Source organism: Acinetobacter sp. PC34, from assembly GCF_051789135.1.
Classification (GTDB): domain Bacteria; phylum Pseudomonadota; class Gammaproteobacteria; order Pseudomonadales; family Moraxellaceae; genus Acinetobacter; species Acinetobacter johnsonii.
This window is the reverse complement of sequence record NZ_CP196664.1, coordinates 691,933-710,137: the sequence shown is the minus strand read 5'-3', so window position 1 is coordinate 710,137 and position 18,205 is coordinate 691,933. Positions and strand designations below refer to the sequence as shown.

General features: G+C 39.9%; 26 protein-coding genes. 5 read left to right on the top strand and 21 right to left on the bottom strand.

The window, feature by feature from the left end:
- Window positions 1–45: 45 nt before the first annotated feature.
- From ACSC9N_RS03520 to ACSC9N_RS03505, 4 genes are all read left to right on the top strand, one after another.
- A complete protein-coding gene (locus ACSC9N_RS03520) occupies window positions 46–855 on the top strand; it encodes a cytochrome C assembly family protein (RefSeq protein WP_010327405.1) in 810 nt (269 codons plus the stop codon).
- A 37-nt stretch (window positions 856–892) separates the two neighbouring features.
- Window positions 893–1,255: a hypothetical protein gene (locus ACSC9N_RS03515; protein ID WP_010327406.1), complete on the top strand. Its 363-nt coding sequence runs from the start codon at window positions 893–895 to the stop codon at window positions 1,253–1,255.
- Between the two features lie 458 nt (window positions 1,256–1,713).
- Window positions 1,714–3,300, top strand: coding sequence for an ATP-binding cassette domain-containing protein (locus ACSC9N_RS03510; RefSeq protein WP_010327407.1), 1,587 nt, complete (start codon window positions 1,714–1,716; stop codon window positions 3,298–3,300).
- A gap of 62 nt (window positions 3,301–3,362) precedes the next feature.
- On the top strand, window positions 3,363–4,298 hold the full coding sequence (locus tag ACSC9N_RS03505) for a tRNA dihydrouridine synthase (protein ID WP_010327408.1): 936 nt from the start codon (window positions 3,363–3,365) through the stop codon (window positions 4,296–4,298).
- On the opposite strand, the gene ACSC9N_RS03500 is transcribed toward ACSC9N_RS03505, so the two are convergent.
- From ACSC9N_RS03500 to ACSC9N_RS03435, 14 genes are all read right to left on the bottom strand, one after another.
- Window positions 4,295–5,350 carry a DUF1176 domain-containing protein gene (locus ACSC9N_RS03500; protein WP_010327409.1) on the bottom strand — a complete coding sequence of 352 codons (1,056 nt, stop codon included), beginning with the start codon at window positions 5,348–5,350 and terminating at the stop codon, window positions 4,295–4,297. The two genes, ACSC9N_RS03505 and ACSC9N_RS03500, sit on opposite strands and share 4 nt — an antisense overlap.
- 38 nt (window positions 5,351–5,388) lie before the next feature.
- Window positions 5,389–5,793 (bottom strand): NUDIX hydrolase, encoded by a 405-nt coding sequence (locus ACSC9N_RS03495; protein ID WP_010327410.1) that lies wholly within the window; start codon window positions 5,791–5,793, stop codon window positions 5,389–5,391.
- A gap of 98 nt (window positions 5,794–5,891) precedes the next feature.
- On the bottom strand, window positions 5,892–6,338 hold the full coding sequence (locus ACSC9N_RS03490) for a YybH family protein (RefSeq protein ID WP_004695230.1): 447 nt from the start codon (window positions 6,336–6,338) through the stop codon (window positions 5,892–5,894).
- A gap of 110 nt (window positions 6,339–6,448) precedes the next feature.
- Entirely contained in the window at window positions 6,449–6,784 is a 336-nt protein-coding gene (locus ACSC9N_RS03485; RefSeq protein WP_004695228.1) for a YegP family protein, read from the bottom strand.
- A gap of 231 nt (window positions 6,785–7,015) precedes the next feature.
- Window positions 7,016–7,381 (bottom strand): 5-carboxymethyl-2-hydroxymuconate Delta-isomerase, encoded by a 366-nt coding sequence (locus tag ACSC9N_RS03480; RefSeq protein ID WP_010327411.1) that lies wholly within the window; start codon window positions 7,379–7,381, stop codon window positions 7,016–7,018.
- 141 nt (window positions 7,382–7,522) lie between these two features.
- The gene (locus ACSC9N_RS03475; protein WP_004695225.1) at window positions 7,523–7,861 is read right to left on the bottom strand and encodes a zinc ribbon domain-containing protein YjdM; all 339 of its coding nucleotides are present in this window, start codon (window positions 7,859–7,861) and stop codon (window positions 7,523–7,525) included.
- 179 nt (window positions 7,862–8,040) lie between these two features.
- Window positions 8,041–8,391: a DUF488 domain-containing protein gene (locus tag ACSC9N_RS03470; protein WP_029575101.1), complete on the bottom strand. Its 351-nt coding sequence runs from the start codon at window positions 8,389–8,391 to the stop codon at window positions 8,041–8,043.
- 59 nt (window positions 8,392–8,450) lie between these two features.
- Complete coding sequence (locus ACSC9N_RS03465) at window positions 8,451–8,897, bottom strand: SRPBCC family protein (RefSeq protein ID WP_010327413.1); 447 nt, start codon at window positions 8,895–8,897, stop codon at window positions 8,451–8,453.
- A gap of 169 nt (window positions 8,898–9,066) precedes the next feature.
- The gene (locus ACSC9N_RS03460; protein WP_004695219.1) at window positions 9,067–9,453 is read right to left on the bottom strand and encodes a ribonuclease E inhibitor RraB; all 387 of its coding nucleotides are present in this window, start codon (window positions 9,451–9,453) and stop codon (window positions 9,067–9,069) included.
- 150 nt (window positions 9,454–9,603) lie between these two features.
- Window positions 9,604–10,560 carry a DUF5660 family protein gene (locus ACSC9N_RS03455; RefSeq protein ID WP_010327414.1) on the bottom strand — a complete coding sequence of 319 codons (957 nt, stop codon included), beginning with the start codon at window positions 10,558–10,560 and terminating at the stop codon, window positions 9,604–9,606.
- 277 nt (window positions 10,561–10,837) lie between these two features.
- Window positions 10,838–11,503: an RluA family pseudouridine synthase gene (locus tag ACSC9N_RS03450; protein WP_029575102.1), complete on the bottom strand. Its 666-nt coding sequence runs from the start codon at window positions 11,501–11,503 to the stop codon at window positions 10,838–10,840.
- Window positions 11,504–12,140: 637 nt separating this feature from the next.
- The gene (locus ACSC9N_RS03445; RefSeq protein WP_010327416.1) at window positions 12,141–12,536 is read right to left on the bottom strand and encodes a VOC family protein; all 396 of its coding nucleotides are present in this window, start codon (window positions 12,534–12,536) and stop codon (window positions 12,141–12,143) included.
- Between the two features lie 589 nt (window positions 12,537–13,125).
- The gene (locus ACSC9N_RS03440; RefSeq protein WP_010327417.1) at window positions 13,126–13,398 is read right to left on the bottom strand and encodes a hypothetical protein; all 273 of its coding nucleotides are present in this window, start codon (window positions 13,396–13,398) and stop codon (window positions 13,126–13,128) included.
- Between the two features lie 106 nt (window positions 13,399–13,504).
- Entirely contained in the window at window positions 13,505–14,203 is a 699-nt protein-coding gene (locus ACSC9N_RS03435) for a hypothetical protein (protein ID WP_010327418.1), read from the bottom strand.
- Window positions 14,204–14,415: 212 nt separating this feature from the next.
- Here ACSC9N_RS03435 and ACSC9N_RS03430 point away from each other — a divergent pair, with 212 nt between their 5' ends.
- Entirely contained in the window at window positions 14,416–14,769 is a 354-nt protein-coding gene (locus ACSC9N_RS03430; RefSeq protein WP_010327419.1) for a hypothetical protein, read from the top strand.
- A gap of 81 nt (window positions 14,770–14,850) precedes the next feature.
- Here ACSC9N_RS03430 and ACSC9N_RS03425 read toward each other — a convergent pair whose 3' ends face one another.
- From ACSC9N_RS03425 to ACSC9N_RS03395, 7 genes are all read right to left on the bottom strand, one after another.
- Entirely contained in the window at window positions 14,851–15,057 is a 207-nt protein-coding gene (locus ACSC9N_RS03425; RefSeq protein WP_004695205.1) for a hypothetical protein, read from the bottom strand.
- Between the two features lie 231 nt (window positions 15,058–15,288).
- The gene (locus ACSC9N_RS03420) at window positions 15,289–15,864 is read right to left on the bottom strand and encodes a DUF4126 domain-containing protein (RefSeq protein WP_010327420.1); all 576 of its coding nucleotides are present in this window, start codon (window positions 15,862–15,864) and stop codon (window positions 15,289–15,291) included.
- Window positions 15,865–15,982: 118 nt separating this feature from the next.
- A complete protein-coding gene (locus tag ACSC9N_RS03415; RefSeq protein ID WP_004695201.1) occupies window positions 15,983–16,126 on the bottom strand; it encodes a zinc ribbon-containing protein in 144 nt (47 codons plus the stop codon).
- Between the two features lie 130 nt (window positions 16,127–16,256).
- On the bottom strand, window positions 16,257–16,676 hold the full coding sequence (vapC, locus tag ACSC9N_RS03410; RefSeq protein ID WP_010327421.1) for a type II toxin-antitoxin system tRNA(fMet)-specific endonuclease VapC: 420 nt from the start codon (window positions 16,674–16,676) through the stop codon (window positions 16,257–16,259).
- Window positions 16,676–16,906 (bottom strand): antitoxin, encoded by a 231-nt coding sequence (locus ACSC9N_RS03405; RefSeq protein ID WP_010327422.1) that lies wholly within the window; start codon window positions 16,904–16,906, stop codon window positions 16,676–16,678. Before ACSC9N_RS03405 ends, vapC begins: the two co-directional genes overlap by 1 nt.
- Window positions 16,907–16,978: 72 nt before the next feature.
- Complete coding sequence (locus tag ACSC9N_RS03400) at window positions 16,979–17,917, bottom strand: hypothetical protein (RefSeq protein ID WP_010327423.1); 939 nt, start codon at window positions 17,915–17,917, stop codon at window positions 16,979–16,981.
- Window positions 17,918–17,921: 4 nt separating this feature from the next.
- A complete protein-coding gene (locus tag ACSC9N_RS03395) occupies window positions 17,922–18,143 on the bottom strand; it encodes a hypothetical protein (RefSeq protein WP_010327424.1) in 222 nt (73 codons plus the stop codon).
- Window positions 18,144–18,205: the final 62 nt, after the last annotated feature.

Here is an 18,205-nt window from a genome sequence, read left to right as displayed (position 1 = left end):
CGAATTTATATAAATGAATATTCATCATCCTGAAAAAGGTTTGACATGATTAGCCTGCCCTTGGTTTACACCATCTTAGCATTAGTCGCTTATACCACCTCTTTTTGGTATTTGTTTCTCAAATTAATGGCTAAACGTGATCCAAACCATTGGTTTATTGGCATTATTTTAGGCCTAGGCTTATTGCTACATGCCACTGTTTTGTACCATGACATGCTCACACCGATGGGAGTGAATTATGACGTTTTTGTCTTAATGTCATTTACATCGGGGCTCATGCTATTACTTAGTCTACTCTATAGCACTTATCGTCCAATTCTAGCTTTGAACCTGATTGGCATTCCTGTGGCCGCGACAGGACTCATTTTAGGTTTTGCCTTTAGTCAGTCCACTCAATTTATTGAACAGCGCTCATTGGGTTTAGATATTCATATTATTTTATCGCTGTCGGCCTATGCAGTGCTACTCATGGCGACCATACAAGCCGTGATTTTATGGTTCCAAGATCGAGAGTTAAAGAACAAACAAAAAAAACGCTTTTGGGTCAACTTACTGCCCTCTTTTCAAGCGATGGAATCTTTACTGTTTGACTTGATTAAAACGGGTTTTCTTTTACTGACTGTAGCATTGGTGTTTGGTTTCTTTACCATCGATAACTTTTTTGCCCAACATCTGGCACATAAAACCGCTTTTAGTATTATTTCTTGGTTTGTGTATGGGGCTTTGCTCATCGGACATTACCGTTTTGGTTGGCGCGGTCAAAAAGCGATTCGTTTTACCTTAATTGGATTCTTCTTGTTGGCTGTCGGTTTTATCGGATCTAAGTTTGTATTGGAAATGATTTTAGGTCGATAAAGTATTTTATGTTAACTTTAGGAAAATTAAACTTATAATGAAATTTTTCTTTGTAGTATTTGCATTCACTTTAATCACATGGGTTTGCAGCGATTTTTTTCATAAAAAACAATTAGATTCTGCAATAAACTCAACAAATAAAATTAAAAATTGTGGCTACTTGTTGGGCATTAAGTCAACAAAAGCTAGATTTAGTCAGGAGTATTTTGTAATACAGAATAATCAAAAGGAAATAGATAAATTTAATTTTGATCCTGAATTTGATGTGCATCAGAACATAAAATACTCTGGAGAAATAAAGCAAGGGGAAAAAATTTGTTATGAATATACTTACATTCACACTTATATGGATACTATAAAAATTCTAACAAATATGAACAAAATTAATAATTTTCCATAAAGTTTACAGAATAGAGCTTATGTAACATAACACTAAAAACTCCCCCAACCACCCTACAATATTTTAGTTATCTATTGCTTATCACCCCTACTAAAAACGTATAGCACCACTGTAAAACTCATCCACGCACTCACAAAAGCCTCACTTAACCAATCGTGCGGGTTGTACTTACATCTACAGAAAGCTTCGACTAGTGTATATGACAAACTCCCTAACCAATAGCATTGATCGATAAACCTTAAGTACATAAGAAAGACAATGAAATGGATCATTTTTTATCCACCTGTTATACTGGCTAAATATCCCCCCTTCTTCCAATTTAGAGTAACACCAATGAAGTAAGTCTTATTTTCCGTCAAATCTAATTTATGTGTTTTCTGACGTGCAAAATAAACTTATTTACTGCTCTATATCTCTATAAAAATTTATTTTGTATGTCCTGTATAAAGGAGTCTTCAATGATCCAACAGGCCTGTACTGTAAAAAATCTCAGCGTTCAATTTGCTCATGAACCACTGTTTCAGCATTTAAACTTTGAATTGCCCGCTGCCCAATGTTCAGCTCTGATTGGACGAAATGGTCAAGGCAAATCAATATTAATGTCCCTACTCACTCAGGCGCACATGCCCAATTATGCGAGTGGCGAAGTGATTTGGCATATGTCATTTTCCTACTTAAGTCAGCTCGAGCGTTTAAGCAACTGTACACTTGCCGAAGCCCTTAACATTGCTGACTTACATGCAAGTTTTCAACGTATTGAACAATCGACTGCGAGCTTTGAAGACTATGACCGCGTCGAACATGCATGGCATCAACCCACTGAATGGTTGAAATTGCTAGAAAGTGCAAACTTACCTACAAATCTATCTAGCTCAGTTTCTCAACTGAGTGAAGGTCAGAAAACTAAACTGGCACTGTGTCGCCTTTTTTTACAAACTGAGCATTATTTACTTCTTGATGAGCCCAGTAATCACTTAGACCATGCAAGTCGTGCATGGTTAAGTCAAAAAATCCTTCAGCATCCTGCGGGCTGTTTAGTCATTAGCCACGACCGCACATTGTTAAATCCAATCTCCAATACCTATGTTTTAAATGATTTTGGTTTACAACACTTCCGTTGCAACTATGCCGAGTATCAGTCACAAGCAGAGCAACAACAGCAGGCACTACAACACAATATCTCGCAAGAGAAACGCGAACTAAAACAATTACAAGTCCAACAGCATGAGCAGCGCATGAAAGCTCAGAAAAGGCAAAAGTCTGGGAAGAAATTACGAAGCTCTGGTTCTCAAGCCAAAATCCTACTCGACTTTAAAAAAGAACGTGCGAGTCAAACCTTATCGGGAGTCGCGCAGCAACAACTTCGCCAAAAGGAACAAGCGCAAGATGAGCTCAAAAACAAACAGCAGCAACTAGAACAGATTAAGTCACAAAAGTTTGATTTCCATTTTCAACCTAAACAAACAGGTGAAATTCTTCGTTTGAAAGAAGTGGGTTTAGCAGCACTTTCTATCTCGCCTATTTCTTTCGCCTTACACAACGGAGAAAAAATCCAACTGCGCGGCCAAAATGGTTCAGGTAAGTCGACCCTACTTCGTGCCATTCAAAATCATAGTCATGTTCAATCGGGAGACATTTTTAAGCGTGGAGCATCGTTATATTTAGATCAAAACTTTAGCCTACTGAATCCAGAACTGAATGCGGTACACAATTTACAATTATTGAATCCGTCTTTGTCCGATGAGGAGTGTCGGAATCAATTGGGGCAACTTCGAATTCGACGAGATAAGGCTCTGCTTCCCATCTCACTACTCAGTGGCGGTGAACAACTCAAAGTCGCTTTACTGTGTATCAGTCTCGCAGCACAGCCTGTGGACTTACTGTTACTGGACGAACCCGAAAATCATCTCGACATCAACTCAAGACAACTGTTGGCACAGGCTATACGCGATTTTACAGGGGCGGTTATTTTAGTTTCGCATGATGATGCCTTTATCGAGGAGACACAGATTGAAAACTATTTCGATTTAACCCAAACGGATTAGACTAGACAGCGTGATCGGATTTGCGTATAACACCGTTTTTCTATTTGACTGGTGACACCGCTGTGAAACTCATTCTTGCACCAATGGAAGGCTTAACCGACCCAATCATGCGTGATGTTCTCACGTCTGTAGGTAGCTTCGACTGGTGTGTGACCGAGTTTATCCGTGTGACCAATTCGGTCTTACCCGATCATATTTACCACCAGTATTGCCCAGAATTACTCAATGGCGGAAAAACGGCGGCAGGAACACCCGTGCATGTGCAGTTTTTGGGCAATGACCCTGAAATGCTGGCTGCCAATGCCATCCGTGCGGTGAAACTCGGTGCACCCGCCATTGATATGAACTTTGGCTGTCCAGCCAAAACCGTGAACCGTCACCGTGGTGGCTCTGTACTCTTAGATGAGCCAGAAGTAGTGCATGAACTGGTCAAAACCGTGCGTGATGCGGTTCCTGCACATATTCCTGTTTCTGCGAAAATGCGCTTAGGCTATATGGACCGACATTTTATGTTGGACAATGCTCATGCCATTGAAGATGCAGGTGCAGCATGGGTTACCGTGCATGCACGTACCAAAGCCGATGGTTATACCCCACCCGCTTTTTGGGATCAGCTCCGCCCGATTCGTGAAGCATTGAAGATCAATGTGATTGCCAATGGTGAAATTTGGAACAATGCAGACGCGAAACAGTGTCGCTTAGAGTCTGGCTGTGAAGATTTGATGATTGGACGTGGTGCCGTGACCATACCTGATTTGACCCAATGTATTCGTCAAAATATCGACACACCTTTGCTGACATGGAATGAGCTACTAACCTTACAAATCCGTTTCTTAAACGGCGGCTATAAAAAAGAAATGAATATGGTCGGACGTTATAAGCAATGGCTTGGCATGATGTCTAAACACTATCCAGAAGCCAAAGCCCTCTGGGATGAAGTCAAACGTATCAAGCCGCTGGATGACATTATTCTTAAACTAAACGCAAGCTCAACTTAATCCGTTCGCGCAACGATCGCGACATAAGTGGGTAAGTTCCACGCACCACCTGCAAAGCCTTTACATTGCTGCGATTGTGCCTGATAACTAAGGACAAAAGCCTTTCCATTCCAAGCCCACTCTGAACTAATACCACAGTCAGCAATACCCCGACCTTTTTGCTCTGAGAAAATCTGCGCCTCACTAAAACTTGAGCCTGATGTCGTGACTTGCTGCTGAATCTTTTGTAATGCTTTGTCCATAACCCAGTAGCCTAGACCTTCATTGTACGCTCCACGCCAACATGGCACTTGAACCACCACTTGCTCTGCATTCAGCGGATAGACTGAAACCCGATCTTCCTCAAAAAATCGTGCCTCATAGAGATTTGGACAGTCTTGTTCATCTGTTTTTGCTTTTAACTTTTTAAAGAGTTGATTGGCAATTTTACTGTCCACGGCAAAATGACTGGCAACTGCAGGTCGATATCCCGTAATACCAATTTTAGGGATGGCTTTGGGTTGTAAAACATTTTGCTCAGACTGATTGCCTTTTTGATATACCGCGTTCGGTGTATTTACACGTTTTTGTATATCATCCATTTTGAGCAAAACTGCATTTGCCCCAGCAGTTGAAATTTGCCATTGCTGTGCTTGGGTCGTGAGACGAATATCTTCTGCGCCTACCAAAGCCTTTAGCAACTGCGCACTTTGAGCACTGGACAGTTTCGCGGTACTTTTCTTGGCATCGATGGTTAGGTTCCCTAGAGATGTTCCTCCTACATTTAAACTGGCTTCAGTATCCTGCGTAAACTCCTCAACCACTTGAATTTGGCTGAGTACCGCACTGCCTGCACCTGCGGGACGAGAAATCAGTAATGAAACTGGATGACCAAACTGAGCATCACTTTGATAACCCACCGCGCGGCACATACCCGTATTATCACAGGCAAGCTCCCAGTCTTTATGCATAAAATAGTTACCCGTTTCAGCATGAGTCAACTGGCTCAAGGCACTCATCAGCAACACACCAATAATGGGACTATTTCGTTTTATGATCTTATTATTCAACATATGCACTCACTCCACTTTAGAGGAATATAATCTTGCACTCAAAAACTTCGGCTTTGCACGATACCTGTATAATTTAAACAATCTTCAACGCGAATCCGTTGTACTTTCGACAGCTGATCTAGATCAAACCAAGCATAGGCCGTATGTTCATCACTGAGCCTGATCTCAGCAGATGCAGCCAGATGGCATCTAAAAATAAAGGCATGCGAGGTCACTGCCGCATGAAAGTACACACCCGACAAATACTCTATCTGAACCTGACAACCGAGTTCTTCTTGGCACTCACGCAGCAAAGCCTGATGAATGGTTTCTCCCATATCCAAGGCTCCACCTGGCAGCCCCCAAGCCTGATCGGCATAATTGGCTTTCAGTAATAAAACCTGCCCTACAGCATTGGTTAGCACCGCATGAGAACTCAGTCGGTAAAAGTCTTGAAATGCCATAGATACCTTCTTCTTAAGTTGTTCATGTTGTCATTAAAACATAACTCACTAAAACTGAGGTGGCTCGATCTGTGCCAAAGCCAAAGCTTTAGTCGAACTCAGTCTGGAAAATAAATCGGCTTTGACATTTTAGTTTCAAAGTCCACAGGCACCGAAATATGCTGATGGGCAACCAACCACTCACCTGCCGTTTTTTGAAAACATAGGGTGATTCTGCACCAAGGAATCTCTGGAGTTGCAACACCACTGGCATGATCCAATTTAGAATAACAATGTAAAAAAGCTAAACCGTCACGACTAAAAATATTGATGTTACGCCTAAACACTTTGATTTCCCCCTGAAAAAATGGGGCATATCGTCTCCACAATTCTTGATAGGCTTGCACACCTTGCAGCTCAAACCCAATATCAAACAAGCTGACATCACTCTGACAAAGACGAATGATATTTTGTACATCCATTTTACAAATGGCATCATCCCATTGTTTGAGTTTGAAGATAATTTCATGCCCTGCATGCTCATCTCCAACTAATCGAAAATCCACATCGCCCTCCCACACTACAAATCAAACTGCATAAAAAAACGCGTGCGCCATCCATAGCAAACACGCGGTTTTCTTCAATTCTTAAAACAAGCAAAATATGTAATCTGATCTTAAGTCGTCAAATCCTTAATCGTGGTACTTGAACCATTGTTTTTGACCGATTCAATGCCTTTGTCTCGGGATTGCTCACTGGCATAAAACTGACTGGTACCAATAATCTGATGATTGGCAGCCTTTAAGTTAAAATAAGGTTTGCCATTTTTGGCTTCTAAGCGTTCATAACGCGTATCATCGGGGCTGTTTTTTTGCACCGACTCAATTCCATTATGTGCTGACGCTTTTGCTTTATACAGTTCACTGGTCAAAATGACCTCGCCATTTCCCGCTTTTAAAACAAAGCGGTATTGGCCATCATTTGCCTGACTTACTTCGTACCATCCTGACATAAGCTCACCTATTGTTATTTTAAAGTGATTGTAGATCCACCAAAACCGAATAAAAAATCATCCAATTTCATAAAATATAAATGACTTCTTTTATAAAAAAAAGTGCATTTACTACCAGCCCAATTTTTATTTTTTTAAAATAACAGCGCTATATGAATAACGCATGACAGCCTCAAACCGTTTAAATGACACTCGATATCGGCCCAATACGGCTTGGTACTCTTCCTAATTCTATGCTTTTAATACCAATTTGCTATAACTACTTTTTGGCATTTCAATAATTTCTACACAAATTTGTACCGTTAAATCCTGAGGAGCGGTAAAGTTTTGCTGCAAGGTTTTAAGCAATTGGCTCGAAATGGCACACTTGGTGGCTTCATCTCGTCCGCTTAATAAAGACACTTTGGCATGCAAATAAGCCTGTGCATCACCATCCACCCCAATCACAAAATCGGACTGTCGAATGGCACGACTTTTGATGTCATTACCCGATTGTACAAACTGACCATCCAGCAAAGCTTGGTTTAACGCCAATAACATCGGCTTAACTTCAAGGGTGTCGATATTGTCTGAATATTCAAGGTGGATATGTGGCATAGCGTATTCTTCAACAAGTTTTTATCTTTATAGCATGCTGTGCGGGTGTTTCAACGCTTAATGTCTTTTCAAAATGGCTGAAAAAACAAAAAACGGAGTCCAATTGACTCCGTTTTAATCTCGAACTGCAAACTCAGCGGATTAGGCTTTTTTCACATACTCAGATTTCAGTTTCATCGCACCGACACCGTCAATTTTACAGTCAATGTCATGACCATCTGCGGCATCTGGCAGTAAACGAATATTTTTCACTTTGGTTCCGACTTTCACCACCGATGACGAACCTTTAATTTTTAAATCTTTAATCACCGTTACCGTGTCACCGTCAGCAAGTAAGTTGCCGTTGGCATCTTTAATTGCTACCACTTCTTCAGTTGCTTCTCCCTCTTTCCATTCGTTTGAACATTCAGGGCAGATCAGCAAGTCACCATCTTCATAGGTATATTCGGACTGGCATTTTGGGCAGTTGGGTAAAGACATAAAAACCTCAAAAATAAAAAAATAAGCAATTCACATTGCTCAAAACGCCAATATAGCATTTTTCAGACAAAAACGATGCGAATCACCTATTTATTTTAAGGCTTTAGCCTTGTCACGGGATGAATAAAATAAAGCCTAGGAAAGTATAAATTTTCCCTGTAATAGCATCAGCTCAACACTTACTTTTGTTCCAAACACTGCTTCAAAATCACCACATGGTTATGCTGTTCTTCTTTGGCTGCGGTGAGTAACGTGATCTGCTCACGCACTGCCAGTTGGCGCAAATCATTCAACTCGGCGGGATGTGCTTCCAGTTCTTTCATATAACGGACTTTAAACTCATCCCAGTGTGCCACCATGTCTTGGTGATACCATTTCCGTAGTTCATTGGATGGTGTGAGAATTTTTGGCCATTCATCTATTTTGGCCTCAAGTTTTGAGACCCCTCGAGGCCACAACCGATCAACTAAAATCCGTTTGCCATCCTCTGCCTCGACAGGCGCATAAATTCGCTTCATGCGTATTGGCATGCAAAACTCCTTTTAAATCTATGGTGCAACTTGTTTTATTGTTCAACGATGACGAAGCACTATTCATCAGGAATGTCTGGATTCACTAAAAAAGCCAAGAGTTGCAACGACTCTTGCCAACCTAGATAACAGCCATCGACAGGAATCACATCGGGCAAACCAGACTGCGTAATATGAACCTCTGTACCGACAGATACTTCTTTAAATTCAACACGCACTTCAATTTTACCTGCAAGTTCAGGTACATCGAACTCATCGGTATAGCGTAATAAACTGTTTTCAACGATTTCATGATAAGTGCCATGAAATGAATGCTGCATGCCTGTACTGAAGTTGGTAAAGAACATACGATATTGACCACCTTCACGCAGATCGAACTGATCGACATGTGCGGTAAAGCCATGTGGTGCCATCCACTTGACTAAAGCATCTGCAGTGGTAAAAGCACGATAGACGCGCTCGACGGGCGCACTAAATACGCGGTGTAATTGGACGCTATTTGACATGATTTTTCTCGTTCTTTTCAAATATTCAGATTTAGTTTAGAACGCTCAACCCCACATACTGTATTTTTTTTGTGCATCTTTTTTAAATAGCCAAACGTGGCCAGCTGTCTTTTTCTACCCACCAACAAAAAAAGCATGTTTTTCAACATGCTTTAAATTTGACCATTTTTTAGGCTTGACCTTGCTCATAGTCCTCATCATCTTCGTCGTCATAGACATAGGCCATACAGCCCCAGCCATCATATTCACCACCAAACTGTTCTGCAATTTTAGTAAACCATTGTTCTAAGTCGACAATGTCTGAATACTCAGGTTCCATGTACACATAGATGGTAATAATCCACTCAGATACATCACTTTCTTCATCGACAAACAAAGTGATTTTTTGCTCTTCTTGTAATAAATACAACGCACACTTTTCTGCTTGTGACTGCTCTTGAAAGGCAATCGAATATTCTATTTCATGCGGTTCAGATAGGTCGTCGCCATCCTCAGCCATTTGCCAAAGTACATTTCCGTTATCATCATCTGGATATAATTCATAATCACGTGTCATGCGTATGTCCTTGTTATCTTTTTAGCCAATATATCGTTGGCAAGTGACAAAATAGTGACTTCAACATAGCATATTTTGCTCATTTTTATAGCAGTTACATCTGATTTTTCGAAGGTTGTTTGGACTTTATTTCACGCAGACTTTGCCAGATTATTGTAAAACCCGATGCTCAACTAAAATGTCCGCTTGAAACTGTAAATCACTGCTTTTTAGGCTTTCTAATAGAGCCGCAAATTTAAGTTCTTCTAAGCGTAAAGCCAGATAACTCTCTTGTATCTGAGTATGACCGAAAGCCACACCATAGTGATTAATGAGGGTAAAGTCATCCTGCAAAGCTTGAATCAAAAGGCCAAGATTGTCTTTGCTCACACGTTGTAAATAAAAGTCTGCTTTCGTATTAAATAACTGTGAAACCAACACCATCATCGATAGTCGTCGATGTTCATCCATAAAGGCGCAGGTCACAACGTCGTTTTGCTCAACCGCACGAATCACTTGTTGCCGGACTTTTTGTAAATGACCGGCCGCATCTGTTTTCCCATAGCCTTCGATGAGTTCATCTAATAACTGCTCCGAAGGCAGTTGATAACTCTGGCTGTAGGTTTCAATTTTATGATGTAAGGCCTTTGATATTTCAGCCAGATGTTGTCGTTCTTCAGCCATGTGAAAAAAAGCACCCAGTTTTTCTCTGGCGCGCAGCATGCTCATTTCTTTGGCTTTACGCTCATATTCCGTTAAAAAGTGATGTACTTTTTCGATGCGCTGCCGACATTGTTTAAGCATTTGTTCAGCATCAAATTTGACTGTTTCAGCAAACAATTCAACTTGGTTGTGTCGTTCAATGACATAGTGTTCGACATCAATAATTTCTTGGTAAGGACTCAAAGTTTCATTGCGTTGTCTGAGTGTTCCAAGCTCAATTCTTAAACTGGTCAGCCGGTGTTGTAATTCACTTTGCTGCTGTTCATAAACTTCTAAACTGTTTCGACTGCGCTCTAAATTACTTTCTAAGGATTCAATCTTCTTTTTTTGGGCAAGGCTGTGTATTATTTGCCCGCATATAACCGCACACAGCAGGACAAGAATGACAGCGAATACATAAAGCATGGTCTATCTCCCTACGGGAACGTCATTTTTCTTTTAAAGACTCCGCTGTAAGAACACATGAAATTCGAACAGTAAGCCTTGGAACAGACAAACATATTTTCATTCAATTTCAATCAATCGTGACTATGGCCAAAAAGTCAAACTCAAATGTTAATTTCCACAAAGATAAGCACACTGGATAAAACTGCACTTACACAACTTACGCTAACGGTTTTTTAAACTGCCCGATATCCCAAATTTTAAGTATTTCTCAAAATATAGGTAAAGTGTGACACAGTTAAAATGGCACACTTCCATGAATCGCAACCGCTTTTCCACTTAAAGGCTGCTGAAAGGCGAGAAAACTGGCATGTAAAGCCATACGTTTTAATGGACTTCGTGTCGGCTCAGGGTGATACAACTTATCCCCTGTAATTGGATGCCCAATATATTGCATATGTACACGGAGCTGATGCGAACGCCCCGTAATTGGGGTCAGTAAAACTCGCGTAATATCGGTCTCAGTATCATAGCTAAGTGCTTGATAAAGTGTTTTTGCAGGTTTGCCCAACTCAAAGTGCACGATCTGCCGTGGTCGATTTTCCCAGTCAGTAATCAGTGGTACTTCAACACTGCCTTCAGCATCCAACTGGCCTTGAACTAAAGCAATATAGTGTTTATCCACCGTGCGGGCTTGGAACATTTTGCTGACGGCAACTTCGGCATCGCGGTGCTTGGCAAACATTAAAATCCCCGAGGTCGCCATATCTAAACGATGGGTAATTTTGGCATGTGGATACTGGGCTAAAACCCGTAAATAGGCACTGTCTTGGTGTTCTGGTAAACGCCCTGGTACAGACAACAAGCCCGCAGGCTTTTCAATTACCACCAAATCATCGTCTTCATAAACGATCACCAAGTCTTCTTGGGGTGGTGCATAAATAAAGTTGTCATTTAGAGCCATAGGAATAACAGCATAAAAAAGCGAGCGCGAAAAATAGCAAGCCGTGTTTCTGCTGTCAATCATTCAAGAAATATGGAAAACAGCCTTAATCCTAGGCGTCCATCACTCCATATAAGCCAGCTTTTTAGCAGGGCTGATTGGATTGAAAGCTTAAAATAAAATGATGTAAGTGAAACTACAACAGCAGGATTTTTCGATTTTCGCGGGAAATATTAAAATTTATTTTTTTGATTTATCTTTTATTCGAGTTCAAATTTTTTAGGGTGTCTGGGAAAACATGTTGTTTACTTCAACTATCATAACTTTGTAAGTGATGATCTTATAGCCTATAAACTTTTGATTTATAGCGTCCTAAGCCGAATCAAGACCTTTTGGGTAAGTACTACTCACGCGTTTTGCGCCACTGGTAGCATGCTACTCTTTTCGATCCCGTCACACCCTTGAGATATAATTTAACAATCCAAGGGCGGGATTGTTTCCCGAAGATAAAGTCTTTTCGGCTATTTTTGGAAAAAAATCTTGGCTTTCAGGTTATCTAAAAAATATTTTCCCAAATGCAGAGTATTTATGATTTTTTTCTCACATAAAAGCACTTTTCTCAGGATTTTATTTCTTTGCTGCATCACAGATGAGAAATTCAACTTCCTGCACAGACCTGCATCAGCTGAATGAGATTCCCGCAGGTATCATCAAAGACTGCAACTTTAACTTTTCCTGCCCGCATCGGTTCACTGGTAAAGCGTACCCCTAAGTTTTTGAGTCGCTCATATTCCGCATCTAGGTCATCCACTTGAAAAGAAGTATAGGGAATCAGGTCTGCTTTAATTGCAGCTTTAAACGGCTGTGCCGCAGGATGTGCATCAGGCTCCAGTAGCAGTTCAACACCTTCAGGACTTTCGGGGGAAACCAAAGTCAGCCAACGATAATCCCCCACAGGTACATCATGTTTGACTTTAAAACCGAGTTTTTCTGTATAAAACTGACAGGCTTTTTCTTGGCTATCGACCATGATGCTGGTGACATATATTTTCATTGTTGTTCCATATTTTTTATCAGACTTTTAATGGTTATAGCAGAACTCTAAGCGTTCCAATGTTATCAAATCGCAATTTTTTTAAAGCCGTTTTCGCAAACCAAAGCGCCAATTTGTTTTGGCACAGTTAAAGCAAATATTTGGATAAATTCGGGGCAATATAGAAGTTTAAAATGGAAGAAAATATTTGAATGGACCTGTCTTTTATCGTGTTGTTTTTATCATGTAGTTTCTAGGGATCAGGAGATAACTTCAACGATTAAAACTGGGTAAGTTCTAAACTTTTGCCTATAAATGGATAATCTATAGCGTCCTAAGCTGAATCGAGACCTTGTGGGTAAGTACGACGCTGATCTGATAGATAACGAGTCGCAAACTACTCTTTTCGATTCCTGTGCCCTTAAACGTTATATTAAGCAAATTGGTACGGGATGAATTTTCGAAGATTGGCTAATTTCAAGCGATGATGAAAAATATTTCCATAAATAAAACTAAATTTGATAAAGATATTCATCATGACACTTAAATCATCTATTTCATCGCATAAAAATGAACTTGTATCATTTTTTACACCATCATTCCAGAACGTTTAAGTCGCCATATAGCCTTGCAACCATGTTGCAATAAACCACCACAAACTGATCGCAGACATACCACAGAGTAAATTGGCAAGCACCTTTTGCATATTGCTGAGCTGAGACAGATAGATTTTTCGGTTAATTACATACGCAACCACAGCTAAGGCTCCACCGATTGCACCACCAATCATCACTAAAAACAAAGGCCAACCTGCCATCAAATGAGCAGCCGTACTCAGCTTAGGTTTCTCTTCAACACTCAAGGCCAGTTCTTTATTTTCCATCTCTTTCCCCTATACATGATCAAGCAGTCATGTGACTGATGCCTCAGACTCACGTCACTTATAAAAGTGCATTTTGAGATATAAGTTAGCAAAAACTAAGCCAATACTATTCAAGACTCAGATCATCGATGTCTTGAATTTTGCTCAAATACAGTGGAGCAAAATTCACTTTGCTCCATGTTTCTTTAAATTTAGGGTCACTATCCGGGTCTTTATTGAGATTTTCTCTGACCAGCTTCTTAGCGGTGAGAAAATTGACACTGGTTTCGCTGTTCACATAAGGGCCGAAATTATCGGAGCTGTCATAGCCAATCAGACGCATATCACGCCCCTCTAAACGGAACTGATAGGCCCAATATCCATAACGGCCATGGGCATAATGTAGTTTTAACACGCCTTTTTCGATAGAGGGCACCAACTCAGGCGCAAAGTACACACCGCCATCTTCATTTTCTGAAGAAAACAGTGACAGGTTCTGAACGACTTTTTGGTAGTGCCCTTTGGTATTCAACAGCACAATCACACCACGGCGGTTGCGGTCTAGTTTTCCACGGTATTCATCGGTGACCCATTGTTTCGGATCTGTACCTTTGACGATTAAAACCACATCTTTTAAACCATCTTTGTTTAAGTCCCCTTGCACAACCTCATACACCGTATATTTTGCGGGAAGGTAAGCTTGGTATTGGTTGGTCGCTTTTTGCCGCTGAATGTTCTCAGCGCTTAAGTTTTCAGCACAGAGATTGGTGGATATACCCAACATTGCAGCGAACATTAGAGAAGTTTGAATGAACTGTTTTTTCATAGTTTTCTTAATTTTTAAAATAAAGTAGTTAAGCGAGCACGCTAATGAATGCCTCATTTTTGGCATCTGTACTACAGATTAGCATTTATCAGAAGCCTATTTATAGGATGCTCTACAATTAAAACAGATGACCGTATCAGTGTCATATTTTGATTGCTGCCGCTGAAAACTTTCGGCTAAAGTGACGGAAGACCATTCAAATACGTTTCATCATGAAAACTAAAACTGCCCTGCTGATGCTGTGCCTTGCGCTTTCCCTCAGTGCATGCAAAGTGTTAAAAACACATATCGTTAAAGTCACCAGCTCAACTGAAGCACAGCCAAATGAAGTGTTATTAAAAACCACCAAAGGCTATGTATATTTATCGACACAGAACATGACGGATAAACAAAAGCACATCCTAAAAAATCTGCGTCCTTTTCAGTGCTTAGAAATTAAAACACCTGAACAATTTGCTATGCAAAACCGAGTAGTGCGATTTTCTGACTTTAAAATTCGTGCTTTAGTCGAAGCTGACCGAGAGTGTCGAAAAATTAAGGTCACGACCCGAATTGAAATTCATTAATGTTGTAATGCTTAAAAAGTTGAACATCCATATCTAACAATGGAAAGCTCTGCATAATTTGCAGAGCTTTTTTGCTTTTGGCTATTTGAAACAACACTTGTCACAACCTTCGACTTTTTCTCTGGGCCAGTTCATTCTTGCCCGTTTATAAGCCAGCTCATAATTGGCAAAATAACCAATTAGAATTTGATCCTCCGAGCTGGGTAAGTCTGCACAGCCTAAGGACGCATTATGAATATGATGGATGCCTTTTTCACTAGGCTGTTCATTTACAATAAATTTTATCATTTACAGCTCCCCGAATAATTTTTATAAAGTTCAACCACAAACAAAACCATACAAAAAGTATGTATTTATAAAATTAAACGGATGCCGTATAAAAATCAATCATTATTTTAAAAGTGAAACTGACCTCTAAGTCATATCAAGTTAAAAGAATTGATGTCCATATAACCGAAAAATTAGCCATGCTATCTTTAAATTTAGAGGCCCAGCAACACCATAAGAAAACTGCTGAAACTATAAAGGTGTGCTGATACTTTGTTGTTTTTTACGTTTAAACCAACGTACGGCCCAAATCGCCAAAATAATGCCCACAATCACCACCAAGACTGGAACCAGTAGTGACAGCACGGACAGTAAAACGGCTCCGACCCATTCCACTGTAGACACCAGTGGGTTGGCGACCCCGCCCGTCGTCGCGGTTGAAACCCCTCGGACAGCAACGGTACTCATTTGCACGGCGCCTGCTGTTCCCCCACCGACAATAATTGCTGCGGCCCAACTGGCAAACTGCGACATTTCCCCGCTGCTGACCGCCATAGTGGTGAGTGTTCCTGCGACCATCGCGGCTGGCGTTGCAATGGTGTCTAAAGCGTTGTCTACCCATGGTATGTAATAAGCTGCGATTTCACAGACAGTTGCAATAGCTAAGGCAATGCATACCGATGGCATGCTTAACCATTCAAAACCTTGCATGGGCTCGAACCAACCCATAATAGATGCAAGGCTCATGACCAAGAGTGGGACAAAAACACGAAAGCCACAGGCCGCACTTAAGCCAATGCCGATACAAAGTCCTAATATGGTTTCCATGTGCTTTTCCTATGTGGCTTAAGTTGGGATACTTTTATCTTTTTTATAACTTAGCAAAAAGCCCTATCGGGTGATAGGGCTTTTCTTTTAAACAGTGGGTAACTGTTAAATCTTGGGCTTAGGCATTCTTATTGTTAAATTGATTGCCTTGGCATTTGGTACACGGGGGTAAACGATCTGTACCAATTTCTAAGTAGACGCGGTGTCCGCATTGAACACAAAAATAGAAGCCTGTTCCAGGTTTTTCGCCAGCAGTAACCATTTTTGTTCTCCATATGTTTAGAAAATGGTCTTACTAGTATATGCCTTTTATGATGAATGTCTATTGATCATTTCGACAAATGATGATGGCATTTGGGCAAGAAATAATTTCCCTAGAAAATCTAAACGCCTTACAAGGTGTTAGTCACCCAATTTTCGATCTGCAATCCATCGACACGCAAAAATTCTTTTTCATTATTGGTCACCATCACCCAATTATTCGCACGTGCATGCGCGGCAAGCCACAAATCATTCGCACCAATAATCTGCCCTTTAGATGAAAGGTCTTGACGTATTTGCGCATAGTGATCAGCGACATATTCATCTAACTCAACCACTTGAATCATTGAGGTTAATTCATCTATCACTTTAAGGGCTTTTTCTTTTTGCTGACTTTTCTCTGCACCAAAACGCAACTCCCCCAAAGTAATGACTGAAATTAAAATATTTCGATGTGGGAGATGTTTTTCAAAATGCTGACGGACAATTTCAGGTTGATGTTTGATGATGTAGATACAAATATTCGTATCCAATAAATATTGTGTCTGCATTAGAACTCTTCTCGTTCCTGTGGTGGTTCATCCACTCTTTCTTCTGCATAAAAGTCATTCGGCATTTGCGCTAATACTTTAAATAACCGATCTACGGTGACTGGCTTTTCACGCAGAATCACGTCATCGCCACGACGGAAAATTTCGACTTCTGTACCTTCAAAGCGAAATTCTTTGGGTAAGCGAACAGCTTGGCTTCGACCAGTCATAAAAACTTTTGCGGTAGTCATAAGGCTACTCCATCAGTTTTGATATATACCTTATGATAGGTATTTATTGAGTGTTTTTCAAGCGAATTAAATTTAATGAATTTGAGGTACTTCAATAACATTCACAGTAAATAAATTCAAAATATCATCTCTATCCATGAAAATAATTTGGCTTCTGCGATTTGCATCTAATTTATTACCTAACCAGTTTCTTGCTGCTTTTGTGATTTCACCGCCTGCAATGATATAAGCATGATCTACCAATACTCTTTTATTTGTTTCAGGATCGAAAATTTCATGCCCCAACATCATCGTTGTTTGGTTATAAATTTCAGCAATATTGTGGTTGCTAGCTTTGGAAACACCTGAAGAATCTAGTTTTCCTTTCTTTACCTGAATTCCAAAATAAATTATATGCTGTGTAGGCAGTGTATATTTCATCCAAATATCTTTTCCATATTCCAATGCTTTATCTTTGTGTCCTGCTACTGTGATTCGATGAAAACCTAATATTCGAAATAGTGGTAATAATATATTTTCAATTAGTTGATCCTCTGAGCATTTATCTAAATAATTGATTAACAAATCTCTTTTTTTGATTTCCTCTTCTGAGAATATTCGATGAGGATTTTCAGAAGGTTTTATAATCTGATTATTATTTAAGTTTTTAATATATAAATTATTATCATTACTATAAAAAGCCTCATATCCTTCTCTGCTTAAAGGCTTATTTAACTCAATTAAAGCATTGATACGTTGCGGATCATCCTCTGTTGCTTCAGATTTATGCATTAAGACCCTTAATACATGTACAAATCGTGGAGGCAACATATTTGGTGGGCAAGATTCGTCCAGTAATTCGGCTAATCTATCTGATGTCCAAGCCCAACGTGTTGAACCATCATGTTGAAATGGTAAATCACACTCCTCGAAAAACTCAGTAATATACGTGCTACTTCTATATTTAAAGGATTTATTATCACCAATAATGCACTCAGCAATCGCTCTTAGGTTTCTGCTTTTAAATTTCATATTCTTATTTTTCGTAAAGGCTATTTGCGTTTAATTTAATATATGCATTGAGACCATTTCCAACTTTAGCTAGCTGCTTCATACGTTCAACCTTCTCAATACCTGCACTTCGATAACTATAAGTATAAATTTTAGCTGTACCACTAAATTTAACCCTTATAAAAGTATCCCCAATTTCATATCCAACTACACCTGAATCATCATCTAAATCCAAATATCTTTCCATATCCATACTCAAAAAATAAAGCCATATATGAAATATGGCTTTATAAAATTATTTCAAGTATT

Bases quoted from the DNA above. Each gene is read 5' to 3' on its own strand.
- ACSC9N_RS03520 (WP_010327405.1), top strand. From the start codon at position 46: ATGATTAGCCTGCCCTTGGTTTACACCATCTTAGCATTAGTCGCTTAT.
- ACSC9N_RS03515 (WP_010327406.1), top strand. From the start codon at position 893: ATGAAATTTTTCTTTGTAGTATTTGCATTCACTTTAATCACATGGGTT.
- ACSC9N_RS03510 (WP_010327407.1), top strand. From the start codon at position 1,714: ATGATCCAACAGGCCTGTACTGTAAAAAATCTCAGCGTTCAATTTGCT.
- ACSC9N_RS03500 (WP_010327409.1), bottom strand. From the start codon at position 5,350: ATGTTGAATAATAAGATCATAAAACGAAATAGTCCCATTATTGGTGTG.
- ACSC9N_RS03495 (WP_010327410.1), bottom strand. From the start codon at position 5,793: ATGGCATTTCAAGACTTTTACCGACTGAGTTCTCATGCGGTGCTAACC.
- ACSC9N_RS03485 (WP_004695228.1), bottom strand. From the start codon at position 6,784: ATGTCAGGATGGTACGAAGTAAGTCAGGCAAATGATGGCCAATACCGC.
- ACSC9N_RS03480 (WP_010327411.1), bottom strand. From the start codon at position 7,381: ATGCCACATATCCACCTTGAATATTCAGACAATATCGACACCCTTGAA.
- ACSC9N_RS03475 (WP_004695225.1), bottom strand. From the start codon at position 7,861: ATGTCTTTACCCAACTGCCCAAAATGCCAGTCCGAATATACCTATGAA.
- ACSC9N_RS03470 (WP_029575101.1), bottom strand. From the start codon at position 8,391: ATGCCAATACGCATGAAGCGAATTTATGCGCCTGTCGAGGCAGAGGAT.
- ACSC9N_RS03465 (WP_010327413.1), bottom strand. From the start codon at position 8,897: ATGTCAAATAGCGTCCAATTACACCGCGTATTTAGTGCGCCCGTCGAG.
- ACSC9N_RS03460 (WP_004695219.1), bottom strand. From the start codon at position 9,453: ATGACACGTGATTATGAATTATATCCAGATGATGATAACGGAAATGTA.
- ACSC9N_RS03455 (WP_010327414.1), bottom strand. From the start codon at position 10,560: ATGCTTTATGTATTCGCTGTCATTCTTGTCCTGCTGTGTGCGGTTATA.
- ACSC9N_RS03450 (WP_029575102.1), bottom strand. From the start codon at position 11,503: ATGGCTCTAAATGACAACTTTATTTATGCACCACCCCAAGAAGACTTG.
- ACSC9N_RS03445 (WP_010327416.1), bottom strand. From the start codon at position 12,536: ATGAAAATATATGTCACCAGCATCATGGTCGATAGCCAAGAAAAAGCC.
- ACSC9N_RS03440 (WP_010327417.1), bottom strand. From the start codon at position 13,398: ATGGAAAATAAAGAACTGGCCTTGAGTGTTGAAGAGAAACCTAAGCTG.
- ACSC9N_RS03435 (WP_010327418.1), bottom strand. From the start codon at position 14,203: ATGAAAAAACAGTTCATTCAAACTTCTCTAATGTTCGCTGCAATGTTG.
- ACSC9N_RS03430 (WP_010327419.1), top strand. From the start codon at position 14,416: ATGAAAACTAAAACTGCCCTGCTGATGCTGTGCCTTGCGCTTTCCCTC.
- ACSC9N_RS03425 (WP_004695205.1), bottom strand. From the start codon at position 15,057: ATGATAAAATTTATTGTAAATGAACAGCCTAGTGAAAAAGGCATCCAT.
- ACSC9N_RS03420 (WP_010327420.1), bottom strand. From the start codon at position 15,864: ATGGAAACCATATTAGGACTTTGTATCGGCATTGGCTTAAGTGCGGCC.
- ACSC9N_RS03415 (WP_004695201.1), bottom strand. From the start codon at position 16,126: ATGGTTACTGCTGGCGAAAAACCTGGAACAGGCTTCTATTTTTGTGTT.
- vapC (WP_010327421.1), bottom strand. From the start codon at position 16,676: ATGCAGACACAATATTTATTGGATACGAATATTTGTATCTACATCATC.
- ACSC9N_RS03405 (WP_010327422.1), bottom strand. From the start codon at position 16,906: ATGACTACCGCAAAAGTTTTTATGACTGGTCGAAGCCAAGCTGTTCGC.
- ACSC9N_RS03400 (WP_010327423.1), bottom strand. From the start codon at position 17,917: ATGAAATTTAAAAGCAGAAACCTAAGAGCGATTGCTGAGTGCATTATT.
- ACSC9N_RS03395 (WP_010327424.1), bottom strand. From the start codon at position 18,143: ATGGAAAGATATTTGGATTTAGATGATGATTCAGGTGTAGTTGGATAT.